Source organism: Pseudomonas sp. MMS21 TM103, assembly GCF_022132145.1.
Taxonomy (GTDB): domain Bacteria; phylum Pseudomonadota; class Gammaproteobacteria; order Pseudomonadales; family Pseudomonadaceae; genus Aquipseudomonas.
The window spans coordinates 1,542,586-1,554,064 of record NZ_JAJISP010000001.1 but is presented as its reverse complement, the minus strand read 5'-3'; the positions used below and the strand labels follow the sequence as shown (position 1 = coordinate 1,554,064).

Sequence of the window (11,479 nt, the reverse complement as noted above, 5' to 3'; positions counted from 1 at the left end):
CATTTCCAAATAAACTCTCGAACTTCGAGTGCCTACTTGTGATGCTGATAATCTTGCGACTAACAGTCTTACCTCACAAGCACCCACACGAATTGCTTGATTCAGTTGTTAAAGAGCGGTGGCTGAGTCTTTCGTCTCAACCGAGGCGCGCATTCTACAGCAGCCTCATTTACTGTCAAGCGATCACGAAAATTTCTTTTCAACTTCAACCACTTGCGCTTCCGATCAACTCTAGGCTTCTCGTTAGCGGGAGGCGAATTCTACAGCGTTTCAAACCGCTGTCAACCACCTCTTTTACCGCTTTCGACCACCTCGACCGACTCACCTGCAGAACCAAACCTAAACCCTGCAGAAGCGGCGCACTCTACGCAGCTTTCACTGCGTTGCAACTTCTCTTTTTAAGCTAACTTCTTGTTTTACAAGACGTTTACCGAGAAGCCTGCGCCAGAAGAGGTGCGGATTATAGGCCCGACAGAAACTACGTCAAGCCTTTATTATTCAAAGTTATTTACCAACGCCGCCACTCCTGTTCAGGTGGTTGCTAGCGCCTGATGCCTTCGACCTCTGGATGCGCCAACTGGCGTAGCCACTATATAAGGTCAACAGAATAACCAACCCCAGGCTAATCGACATCAGACGGTCTCCAGAAACGCGTCGGCCCGCACAAGGCGGGCCGACAGTGACACTCAGTCGTTGACCTGACGCAGATGGGCTGCCGGCTCAGCTCCGAGGTTGTTCAGCAGGCGCTCGCTGTACCAGTCAATAAAATTGACCACACCGAACTCGTAGGTTTTTGAATACGGTCCGGGCTGATACGCCGTGGAGTTGATGCCGCGCTGATTCTCTTCGGCCAGGCGACGATCCTGATCGTTGGTTGCGTCCCACACCTGGCGCAGGCGCGCCACGTCATAGTCGACGCCTTCCACTGCATCCTTGTGCACCAACCACTTGGTGGTGACCATTGTTTCTTGGGCACTAATCGGCCATACGGTAAAGACGATGATGTGATCGCCCATGCAGTGATTCCAGGCGTGCGGCAGGTGCAGGATGCGCATCGAACCCAGGTCCGGGTCGGTGATGCGACCCATAAGTTTCTTGCTGCCCGGCTTGCCATCCATGGTCATCGACACGGTGCCCTTGAGCAGCGGCATGCGCACGATGCGGTTACGCAGGCCGAAGCTGGCATGGGCGTAGGGGATGTTGTCTTTGTCCCAGCGACTGGTGCATTCGGCCACCTGGTCCTTGAAAGCCTGAGTGGCGCGCGGGTCGGTGACGTCGTCCCATTCCAGCAGGGTATTGAGCAACTCCGGGTGCGCACCATTGCAGTGGTAGCACTCGCGGTTGTTTTCCAGCACCAGCTTCCAGTTGGCCTTTTCCAGCAAGGTGGACTGCACGGCCACCTTGGTGTTTTCCATGTCGTAAGGCTCCATGTAATGAGCCAGGGTGGTGAGGAAGTCGTCGATCGCTGGCGGATTCTCGGCCAGGGAGATAAATATATAGCCGCCCGCCGTCTTGCACTGCACCGGCTTGAGGCCGTAGTCCTTCATATTGAAGTCGGCGCCCATCTCGGTGCCAGCGAACAGCAGACGCCCGTCGATCTCATAGGTCCACTGGTGGTAAGGGCAGACCAACTTGGCCACCTTGCCCTTGTCGCTGGTGCACAGGCGTGAACCGCGATGGCGGCAGACGTTGTGGAAGGCATGTACCACGCCTTCGGCGCCGCGGATGACGATGATCGGGTTGTCGCCGATCTGCAGGGTCAGGTAGTTACCCTTGGCCGGGATCTCGCAGGTCATGCCGGCGATCAACCATTCCTTGTGGAAGATCTCCTGCATGTCGATCTGGAACAGGCGCTCATCGTTATAGAACGGTTGCGGCAACGAAAAGGTGCGCTCGCGGCTCTGCAGCATCTCGGCGGTGGCCTTGCGTGCGGGCTCCAGCGGGTCGCCCAGGCTCAGGGTGGAAGTGACGTCCATCGGTAACTCCTCAATGGCGACTCGCCATGCGAGCGCCGCAAAAAGTGGCTGTTTCGGTTGCTACGCAAGGCGGCGTGACTGACCCTTCGTAAGTCGCCTGCCGAGTGGCGACTAAATACGCGGAACACTGGTCGTGCGCTCTTTTTCCGTTTGCTTCGGCTGGGGCGGAGTGTGGCTATGCTCGCAGGGCAAACCTTATCCATAGGCGACATAGCCACATCCGTTTCCGACGCGGCAAGCCACGGCCCTCGTGGCAGGTCGCGATAAGCATGTATATGTCGCTCATGGGTAAATGAGGGCGCGGGTCGTTGCGCACAATTCACCGGAATAGGCCAACATCAGGCCGCTGCGCGCGAGATACCGACCATGTCGAACGATTTCCTCAACACCGTCACCACCCAGACCTGGAGCAACGGCCGCCATGTAGTGCGTTGCGTCAAGGTGATCCAGGAAACCTGGGACGTTCGCACCTTCTGCTTCATGGCCGAGCAGCCGGTACTGTACTTCTTCAAACCGGGGCAGTTCGTCACCCTAGAGCTGGAGATCGACGGCCAGCCGGTCATGCGCTCATACACCATCTCCAGCTCGCCGGCGGTGCCCTACAGCTTCTCCGTGACGGTCAAGCGGGTGCCGGGCGGCAAGGTGTCCAACTGGTTGCACGACAATCTCAAGGAGGGCGACGAACTGCCGGTGCACGGCCCGGCGGGCCTGTTCAACGCCATCGACTTTCCCGCAGACAAGGTGCTCTACCTCAGTGGTGGCGTTGGTATCACCCCGGTGATGTCCATGGCCCGCTGGTTCTATGACACCAACGCCAACGTCGACATGGTCTTCGTGCACAGCGCACGTTCGCCGAAGGACGTGATCTACCACCGCGAGCTGGAAAACATAGCGGCGCGGATCAACAATTTCAGCCTGCACATCATCTGCGAGAAGCACGGCTTGGGCGAGGCCTGGGCCGGCTACCGCGGTTACCTCAACCAGGCCATGATGCACATGATGGCGCCGGACTTCATGGAGCGGGAGATCTTCTGCTGCGGGCCAACGCCCTATATGAATGCAGTCAAGCGCCTGCTCGAAGCCAATGGCTTCGACATGTCGCATTATCACGAGGAATCCTTCGGCGCGACGCCGGCGGATGTACGCGAAGAAGCCAAGGAGTGGGCCGCCGAAGCGGCCGACGCCGATCCGGTGCCGCTGGCCGAGCAGCATCAGGTGGCATTCGTCGCCACCGGCAAGAGCATTCGCATCGATCCGGGCGAGACCGTGCATGCCGCAGCAGCCAAACTTGGCCTGCACATTCCCAAGGCCTGCGGCATGGGCATCTGCGGCACCTGCAAGGTGATGAAGACCGCCGGCGAGGTGAGCATGGAGCATAACGGCGGGATCACCGACGAGGACGTTGCCGAAGGCTATATCCTGTCCTGTTGCAGCGTGCCCCAGGGCGATGTGGCTATCGATTATTGATCGACCGGGCTTTTCTCCCCCGCCGCCAGACCGGCGCGGTGGAGAAAAGCTTTATCCGTCCGCTGCACATCAAGCGCAACCGTCATGGTTGCTCAAGCCGTCCTGCATCGCATACCGACAGCGGCTCAAGGGCTAAGCAGCCCTTCAGACCACAACCCATCCGCACCTTTCAGATACCTGACGCGCTCACGCATGCGCGGCCAACCGGACGGCCAGAACTCGATCCGCTCAGGCTGAAGGCGAAAGGCGCACCAGTTTGGGCTGCGCGGCACGGGCTCAAAGCCCAGGGTCTGTTCAAGCTGGCGCACCTGTCGACGCGATTCGCCTTTTCCTGGCGCAGGCGTGCCCTGAGGAAGCACCCAGGCAGCCAATTGGGTCTCGCGGGGCCGCTTGCGCCAATAGTTGTCCGAGGTTTCAACGGACTGCCGGATGACGTCGCCCTCGAGCGTCACCTGCTCCTGCAGCTCGCGCCAGAAGAAACACAGCGATGCGCGCGGATTGTCGATCAGTTGCTGACCCTTGCCACTCTCGGTATTGGCGAAGAACAGCAATCCAGCCTCCTCGACTGCGACGATGTAGACCATGCGCACGGATGGGTGGGCATAGCGATCCGCCGTAGCCAGTGCTGCGGCATGGGCCTCCTCCACCCCCTGCGCGGTGGCCTGCTCGATCAGCCGCTGGAGCTGACCCAAGGCTTCTCGATAAATCGCTTCACTGCTCTTCATGCTCAGTCATCATCCTTTGCCGGCGCCGTTCCTTGGCAATTCTTGCGGGGATCAAAAAACCCAGTATAGGACTCACTGTCCGGCCACCTGCGCCACATAGCAAGCCACTGCCTCGATCTGCTCAGCGCTGAGGGTTGCGGCAAAACTCGGCATCACCCCAACACCACCCTGGACTGCAGCCGCGACCTGCTCGACGCTCGGTTTGAGCTGATCCAGGTCGGGGCCGATGACGCCGCTGGCAGCGGCCTCGCGCAGGCTATGGCAGAGGCTACAGGATGGCTGCGCCTGCTCGGTGAACACCTGCCGGCCGAGCTCCAGACGGGCATCATCCGCTGCTACCGAAACAGCCGCCATCAGGCCAGCCACGACCAACAGCCACCTCACCATCAGACCACCACAAGGCTGACGGCATGATCGCGCCAACCGTTGTGGCCGTAGCCGCGTTCATTATCCAGGCGTTCCTCGGGCTGCATGGCTCCCAGGGCATCGATAGCTCGGCTGGCGATGCTGTAGCTGCCCGGCTTGAGTTCGACGAACAACACAAATGGCCGCCAGGCGTATGGCCCCAGCTCCGGGCCAACGAAGCGCGCCATCTGCCAGTCCCTGCCACCGTCCAGGGACACCTCGACACCTTTCACCGACCTGGCGCCACCGAACGCCACGCCCTGGATCTGGACCCGCCCGGCCTTGGCCTGATGCAGCGGCTGGGTGATCCAGGATTTGACACTCATCTCCCACATTGACGGCTGATCGGGCGCGCCTCCCTGGCCAACGGGGCGGATGCGATAGCCGGAGGCCTGGATCTTGGCATCGGTTTGCTTTGCGGTGAAGGCCACCTGCTTGACGTACTTGATGTTGTTCACCCCGTAGTAGCCGGGCACCACCAGACGCAATGGGCCGCCGTGGGCCAGCGGCAGCGGCTCGCCGTTCAGCTCCCAGGCGAGAATCGCCTGATCCAGCGCACGGAGCGGCACCGAGCGTTCGACCACCACACTCTTAGGCTCAAGTCCCGCGGGCAGCACCTCGCCGCCGGTGCTGGTCATGTACTGCGCGTCGTCATCGATGCCGCCTAGCGCATTGACCACGGCGCCGACCGGCACCCCGCTCCAGATCACGCAGCCGGCTGCGCCGACCGACCACTGGGTGCCGCTGGCGCTATGCGGAAAAAACGCTCGGCCGTTGCCCGAACACTGCAGCACACTGGCTACGGTCGCGACGTCGAGGCGCTTGAGCTCGGCCAACGTCATGCTGCGCGGGTTCTTCACGCCCTGGAAACTAACCGTCCAGGCGTCACGGTCGGCAACGATGGAGGCATCCGGCGCCGGCAGGTTGTTGCGGACAAACAGTTGCTCGTTGGAGGTGACGATACTGGTGCCGACCGCCTCGCGCCGGGTTTCCAGGGTGTTGGCGCTGTGCACGATCAGCGCCTCGGGATGCTTCCAGTTGACGTAGTCTGGAAGCGGCATCTCTGCCGCCAGGCTGAGCGGACTGAAACCGAACAGACCGGCCGAAGCGACCGCCCCGGCGCTGCCCAGCAGCACTTGTCGGCGTTGCAGGTTAAAGGTGTCGTTCATGGAGTACTCCCTGGAGATGCAACACGCGCAACACGCAGAAAGGAGAACCGTAAGATCTGGGAAAGGGGGCGAGTCGCGCGCGGATGCTGGACAGGAGGGAACCGTGGCCGAGTGACGGACGATCCCCCACAAACCGGAGCATGAATACTTTCCTCTCGGTGTCAGGCAGGGTTATTTGCCATGACTGGTTTTGGTCTAGGTTCCCAGTGCCCCCCTGTCAAGGTAAGTGGTCGGTTGCGCCGCTCTGGGTACCGCGCACGTCCTGGCAGGAAAGGCCAAGCACGTCACCGGCTCGCCCCCGCTATGACTATAGGGAGCAGAGCACCATCGACTGCTGTTTGATCAGTGCGGGTAGGGCTAGAGACTGGAGCGAACATCGCTGCACAGTTGTGCGGACAAGACGAGGTTAACCTGCTGATATTCATTTGAAGCACGCCGGGTGATCTGGCGGCGGGCTGATCCGCCATCCTGGGCAGGCTGGCGGATCGGGCGAAGCCTAGCCCGCCGCCATGGCCATGCGGATATCGGCCGCCAGCTCGCGCACCCGCTCTTCTGCGGTATCCCAGGAGCACATGAAACGCGCGCCGCCGGCGCCGATGAAAGTGTAGAAACGCCAGCCCTTGGCGCGCAGAGCGACGATGGCCGGCTCTGACAGTTGCAGAAACACGCCGTTGGCCTCCACCGGGAACATCAGACTGACCCCCGGTACATCGCGGACCAGCTCGACGAGCAGGCGCGCGCACTGGTTGGCATGCCGCGCGTACTTCAGCCAGGCGTCGCCCTGCAGCAGGCCGACCCAGGGCGCGGACAGGTAGCGCATCTTCGAAGCGAGCTGGCCGGCCTGCTTGCAGCGGTAGTCGAAGTCCTCGGCCAGGGCCTTGTTGAAGAACAGGATCGCCTCGCCCACCGCCATGCCGTTCTTGGTGCCACCGAAGCAGAGCACATCGACGCCGGCCTTCCAGGTCAGCTCGGCCGGCGCGCAGTCGAGAAAGGCGCAGGCATTGGAGAAGCGCGCGCCGTCCATGTGCAGATTGAGGCCCAACTCGCGGCAGGTGGCGCTGATCGCGCGAACCTCTGCGGGACGATAGGCCGTTCCGACCTCGGTGGCCTGGGTCAGGGTCACCACCCGCGGCTTCGGATAGTGGATGTCCTGGCGTTTGAGGGCGATCTCACGGATTGCTGACGGAGTCAGCTTGCCGTTCTCGGTCTGCGCCAGCAGCAGCTTGGAACCGTTGGAGAAAAACTCCGGGGCGCCACATTCGTCGGTCTCGACGTGGGCGGTCTCCGAGCAGATCACACTGTGGTAGCTCTGGCACATTGCCGCCAGGGCCAGGGAGTTGGCCGCGGTGCCGTTGAAGGCGAAGAACACTTCGCAGTCGGTTTCGAACAACTCGCGGAAATGATCGGCCGCGCGCGCCGTCCATTGATCGTCGCCATACGCGCGGTCATGGCCGTGATTGGCCTCGGCCATGGCGGACCAGGCTTCTGGACAGATGCCGGCATAATTGTCGCTGGCGAACTGTTGCGATGAGTCGGACATTGTTCGTTCCTTCTTGTTAGGTCATCGGCGCATGGCGCTACTTTACCCTCACAGCCTGTCGCGGGGGGCACGCTGTGGCGACATCTTGTTTACTCCAGGCGCTGTCCGCACCGGCGAATGGTTGGCAGGCAACGGCAGGCAAATCAATAAGGAACTCACGGAAGCAAACAGCCTCACAACCAGGGCCCCGGCAGCACTTGCCGCAGTGATTGACCCCGAACAGGAATCCACCATGAACTACCGTCACCTGATTGCGTTTTTCATTCCCCTGGCCTTTGCCCTGCCTGCGACTGCCGCCGGCTGGCCCGAGGGTGCCAAAACCGAGTTCGCTAACGAGTGCATCGCTGGCGCCCAAGCCAGCCACAGCAAGGAACTGCTGCAGGCCTTCTGCGAATGCGCGGCCGAGCAGGTCAGCCGCGAGGTCAGTGCAGCAGAGCTGGAGGCGATGCGTAGCCAGTCACAACCCAACCCGGCGCTGCAGCAGCGCCTGGTGACCGCCTCCAGCAGCTGCAACGCCAAGCTGCAGGGCTGATCACAGCGCCAGCGCTACCGGGTGTTGCGCTGGCGTGATAAAGGCAGGGGCCGCGACCGCGATCCTGGGTTAACGTCTAGCATGACCCATGACCCATGACCTCTGAGCGCCGCCATGCCGACCTCTTCCCCTATTCTGGCTAGCCGCCCGCGTGATGTGGCGCTGGATCTGCTCAAGTGGCTGGCGCTGCTGAGCATGTTGATCGACCACCTACGGTATGTCTGGTCACCGCTGTACGCCCTCTATATTCCCGGCCGCCTGGCCTTCCCGCTGTTCTGCCTGGCCATCGCTGCCAACCTGGTGCGCCCGTCAGCGCGCCCGCGCACACCGGTACCGCTGCGCTACCTTGGCCTGCTGTTGGCGTTTGCGCTGATTTCCGAGTGGCCGTACCGGTTGCTGGTACAGGCGCCGCAATCACTCAATGTGCTGCCAACCCTGGTTCTCGGTTTGCTGATTGCCAGCGGCGTGCAGCAGCCCCATGGCCAGGCACGCTGGCTGGCTCTGGGCGCCCTGCTGCTGGCCGTGGCCGCCCATTCCTGGCTGATGTTCGGCCTCGCCGGGGCCTTGCTGCCGGCAGCCTTCGTCCACGCCTTGAATCGACCCCATCCGGCCTGGATCTGGCCGCTGCTGCTGAGCCTGATCGCCAATTACTGGCCGCCCTTCTATGTCGATGCGGCGCGCGGCGAGCCCTTCGCCTGGGCGGTGATCCTCAGCTGCGCTTTGGCGCCCTTGTTTGGGCTCTGGCTGCTGCGCCAACCGCTGCAGATCCGCGTACCGCCGGTCCGGCGCTGGGCCTATCTGTTCTATCCCGGGCACTTTCTCGTGCTCGCGGCCCTGCGCGAATACTGGCTGCGCTGACGGCCGCAGCCGCTCTGGCCTGGCCGTCGCCAGGTATTGGCATTAGCGACAGCGACCTGTCGCAAACGTGCATGTCGCAAACGCAACCTCCCGTGGCGTGCATAGGCATCTGGCGCTTCAGGGCGAGTCATACCATCGGCTGCACAAGGGCTCAGCCCCGATTCCGACACAGATGCACCACAACCTGGTGCCGCAGGAGATCAGCGATGTTCAGCAAACAAGACCAAATCCAGGGCTACGACGACGAACTGCTGGCGGCGATGGACGCCGAAGAAGCCCGTCAGGAGCATCACATCGAGCTGATCGCCTCGGAAAACTACACCAGCAAGCGGGTCATGCAAGCGCAGGGCAGCGGCCTGACCAACAAGTACGCCGAAGGCTATCCGGGCAAGCGCTACTACGGCGGCTGCGAGCACGTGGATGTGGTCGAGCAACTGGCCATCGATCGCGCCAAGCAACTGTTCGGCGCCGACTTCGCCAACGTCCAGCCGCACTCCGGCTCTTCCGCCAACAGCGCCGTCTACCTGGCGCTGATCAATGCCGGCGACACCATCCTCGGCATGAGCCTGGCCCACGGCGGCCACCTGACCCACGGCTCCAAGGTCAGCTCTTCCGGCAAGCTGTACAATGCGGTGCAGTACGGCATCGACACCACCACCGGCCTGATCGATTACGACGAAGTCGAGCGCCTGGCCGTCGAGTGCCAGCCGAAGATGATCGTGGCCGGCTTCTCCGCCTACTCCAAGACCCTGGATTTCCCGCGCTTTCGCGCCATCGCCGACAAGGTCGGTGCCCTGCTGTTCGTCGACATGGCCCACGTCGCCGGCCTGGTCGCCGCCGGTCTGTACCCCAACCCGATTCCGTTCGCCGACGTGGTCACCACCACCACCCACAAGACCCTGCGCGGTCCGCGTGGCGGCCTGATCCTGGCCAAGGCCAACCCGGAAATCGAGAAGAAGCTCAACGCCGCGGTGTTCCCCGGCGCCCAGGGCGGCCCGCTGATGCATGTGATCGCTGGTAAGGCGGTGTGCTTCAAGGAAGCCATGGAGCCTGGCTTCAAGGAGTATCAAGCGCAGGTGATCAAGAACGCACAGGCCATGGCCAAGGTGTTCATCGATCGCGGTTTCGACGTGGTCTCCGGTGGCACCGACAACCACCTGTTCCTGGTCAGCCTGATCCGTCAGGGCCTGACCGGCAAAGACGCCGACGCCGCCCTCGGGCGTGCCGGCATCACCGTGAACAAGAACTCCGTACCGAATGACCCGCAGTCGCCGTTCGTCACCTCGGGCCTGCGCATCGGCACCCCGGCGATCACCACCCGCGGCTTCAAGGAGCAGCAGAGCATCGAGTTGGCCGGCTGGATCTGCGACATCCTCGATCACCTCGGTGATGCCGACGTCGAGGCGCAGGTGGCTACTCTGGCGGCAGGGCTGTGCGCCGACTATCCAGTCTATCGTTGATCGTGTCAGCGGGATCGTAGGGCGGCGCCTGCCCCCCTACGCCGACTGAACAGGCCATCCATGGTTAAGTTTTTACGTATCAGGAGTACCCACTGATGCAACGTTATTCCGGCTTCGGCCTGCTCAAGCACTCCTTCAGCCACAACGAAAACTGGCAGCGCATGTGGCGCAACCCGACGCCCAAGCCGGTTTACGACGTGGTCATCGTCGGCGGTGGCGGCCACGGCCTGGCCACGGCCTACTACCTGGCCAAAGTATTCGGCGTGAAGAACGTCGCGGTGGTCGAGAAGGGCTGGTTGGGCGGTGGCAACACCGCGCGCAACACCACCATCGTCCGTTCCAACTACCTGTGGGACGAGTCGGCGCACCTCTACGAGCACGCCATGAAGCTGTGGGAAGGCCTGTCCCAGGACATCAACTACAACGTGATGTTCTCCCAGCGCGGCGTGTTCAACCTCGGTCACAGCCTGCAAGACATGCGCGACATCGAGCGCCGGGTCGGTGCCAACCGCCTCAATGGTATCGATGGCGAGGTGCTCAATGCCAAGCAGGTCGAGGAACTGATCCCCTTCATGGATTGCAGCAAGAACACCCGTTACCCGGTGATGGGCGCCTCCCTGCAGCGTCGCGGCGGCGTGGCCCGTCACGATGCCGTGGCCTGGGGCTATGCCCGTGCCGCCGACGCCCTAGGCGTCGACCTGATTCAGCAGACCGAAGTGACCGGCTTCCGCAAGGAAAACGGCGTGGTCATCGGCGTGGAAACCAACAAGGGCTTCATCGGCGGCAAGCGCGTCGGTGTGGTCACCGCCGGTAACTCCGGGCACATGGCCAAGCTCGCCGGCTTCCGCCTGCCGATCGAGTCGCACCCGCTGCAGGCACTGGTGTCCGAGCCGATTAAGCCGATCATCGACAGCGTGATCATGTCCAACGCGGTACACGGCTATATCAGCCAGTCGGACAAGGGTGACCTGGTCATCGGGGCCGGTATCGACGGTTACGTCGGTTACGGCCAGCGCGGTTCCTACCCGACCATCGAGCACACCCTGCAGGCCATCGTCGAGCTGTTCCCGGTGCTGTCGCGCGTACGCATGAACCGGCAGTGGGGCGGCATCGTCGACACCACGCCGGACGCCTGCCCGATCATCAGCAAGACCCCGGTGCAGAACCTGTTCTTCAACTGCGGTTGGGGTACCGGCGGCTTCAAGGCCACCCCGGGTTCCGGTCACGTATTCGCCGCCAGCCTGGCCAAAGGCGAAATGCACGAACTGGCCAAACCCTTCGCCATGGACCGTTTCTACAACGGTGCATTGATCGACGAGCACGGCGCTGCCGGCGTCGCCCACTAAC

The 11,479-nt window shown here is 62.3% G+C and carries 10 protein-coding genes; 5 read left to right on the top strand and 5 right to left on the bottom strand.

The window, feature by feature from the left end; translation table 11 throughout:
* Window positions 1-686 precede the first annotated feature (686 nt).
* Window positions 687-1,976 carry a glycine-betaine demethylase subunit GbcA gene (gene gbcA / locus LJY18_RS07105; protein WP_238041076.1) on the bottom strand — a complete coding sequence of 430 codons (1,290 nt, stop codon included), beginning with the start codon at window positions 1,974-1,976 and terminating at the stop codon, window positions 687-689.
* A gap of 366 nt (window positions 1,977-2,342) precedes the next feature.
* On the opposite strand from gbcA, the gene gbcB reads away from it, so the two are divergent.
* Complete coding sequence (gene gbcB, locus LJY18_RS07100; protein WP_238041075.1) at window positions 2,343-3,443, top strand: glycine-betaine demethylase subunit GbcB; 1,101 nt, start codon at window positions 2,343-2,345, stop codon at window positions 3,441-3,443.
* Between the two features lie 125 nt (window positions 3,444-3,568).
* Here the strand turns inward: gbcB and LJY18_RS07095 are convergent, their stop codons facing one another.
* The 4 genes from LJY18_RS07095 to LJY18_RS07080 form a co-directional block, all read right to left on the bottom strand.
* Entirely contained in the window at window positions 3,569-4,168 is a 600-nt protein-coding gene (locus LJY18_RS07095; RefSeq protein ID WP_238041074.1) for a pyridoxine/pyridoxamine 5'-phosphate oxidase, read from the bottom strand.
* Window positions 4,169-4,240: 72 nt separating this feature from the next.
* A complete protein-coding gene (gene sorU / locus LJY18_RS07090; RefSeq protein ID WP_238041073.1) occupies window positions 4,241-4,555 on the bottom strand; it encodes a SorU family sulfite dehydrogenase c-type cytochrome subunit in 315 nt (104 codons plus the stop codon).
* Window positions 4,555-5,742 (bottom strand): SorT family sulfite dehydrogenase catalytic subunit, encoded by a 1,188-nt coding sequence (gene sorT, locus LJY18_RS07085; RefSeq protein ID WP_238041072.1) that lies wholly within the window; start codon window positions 5,740-5,742, stop codon window positions 4,555-4,557. Before sorT ends, sorU begins: the two co-directional genes overlap by 1 nt.
* Window positions 5,743-6,238: 496 nt before the next feature.
* Window positions 6,239-7,282 (bottom strand): threonine aldolase family protein, encoded by a 1,044-nt coding sequence (locus tag LJY18_RS07080; RefSeq protein WP_238041071.1) that lies wholly within the window; start codon window positions 7,280-7,282, stop codon window positions 6,239-6,241.
* 232 nt (window positions 7,283-7,514) lie between these two features.
* Between LJY18_RS07080 and LJY18_RS07075 the strand changes: the two genes are divergently transcribed.
* The 4 genes from LJY18_RS07075 (at window position 7,515) to LJY18_RS07060 (ending at window position 11,478) form a co-directional block, all read left to right on the top strand.
* The gene (locus tag LJY18_RS07075; protein ID WP_238041070.1) at window positions 7,515-7,814 is read left to right on the top strand and encodes a hypothetical protein; all 300 of its coding nucleotides are present in this window, start codon (window positions 7,515-7,517) and stop codon (window positions 7,812-7,814) included.
* A gap of 114 nt (window positions 7,815-7,928) precedes the next feature.
* A complete protein-coding gene (locus tag LJY18_RS07070; protein ID WP_238041069.1) occupies window positions 7,929-8,672 on the top strand; it encodes a TraX family protein in 744 nt (247 codons plus the stop codon).
* Window positions 8,673-8,878: 206 nt separating this feature from the next.
* On the top strand, window positions 8,879-10,132 hold the full coding sequence (gene glyA, locus LJY18_RS07065; protein ID WP_238041068.1) for a serine hydroxymethyltransferase: 1,254 nt from the start codon (window positions 8,879-8,881) through the stop codon (window positions 10,130-10,132).
* A 95-nt stretch (window positions 10,133-10,227) separates the two neighbouring features.
* A complete protein-coding gene (locus LJY18_RS07060; protein ID WP_238041067.1) occupies window positions 10,228-11,478 on the top strand; it encodes a sarcosine oxidase subunit beta family protein in 1,251 nt (416 codons plus the stop codon).
* The last annotated feature ends 1 nt before the right edge of the window (window position 11,479 follow it).

What these genes read in the sequence shown, in the direction of transcription:
- gbcA (WP_238041076.1), bottom strand. Translation starts at nt 1,976, where the DNA reads ATGGACGTCACTTCCACCCTGAGCCTGGGCGACCCGCTGGAGCCCGCA.
- gbcB (WP_238041075.1), top strand. Translation starts at nt 2,343, where the DNA reads ATGTCGAACGATTTCCTCAACACCGTCACCACCCAGACCTGGAGCAAC.
- LJY18_RS07095 (WP_238041074.1), bottom strand. Translation starts at nt 4,168, where the DNA reads ATGAAGAGCAGTGAAGCGATTTATCGAGAAGCCTTGGGTCAGCTCCAG.
- sorU (WP_238041073.1), bottom strand. Translation starts at nt 4,555, where the DNA reads ATGGTGAGGTGGCTGTTGGTCGTGGCTGGCCTGATGGCGGCTGTTTCG.
- sorT (WP_238041072.1), bottom strand. Translation starts at nt 5,742, where the DNA reads ATGAACGACACCTTTAACCTGCAACGCCGACAAGTGCTGCTGGGCAGC.
- LJY18_RS07080 (WP_238041071.1), bottom strand. Translation starts at nt 7,282, where the DNA reads ATGTCCGACTCATCGCAACAGTTCGCCAGCGACAATTATGCCGGCATC.
- LJY18_RS07075 (WP_238041070.1), top strand. Translation starts at nt 7,515, where the DNA reads ATGAACTACCGTCACCTGATTGCGTTTTTCATTCCCCTGGCCTTTGCC.
- LJY18_RS07070 (WP_238041069.1), top strand. Translation starts at nt 7,929, where the DNA reads ATGCCGACCTCTTCCCCTATTCTGGCTAGCCGCCCGCGTGATGTGGCG.
- glyA (WP_238041068.1), top strand. Translation starts at nt 8,879, where the DNA reads ATGTTCAGCAAACAAGACCAAATCCAGGGCTACGACGACGAACTGCTG.
- LJY18_RS07060 (WP_238041067.1), top strand. Translation starts at nt 10,228, where the DNA reads ATGCAACGTTATTCCGGCTTCGGCCTGCTCAAGCACTCCTTCAGCCAC.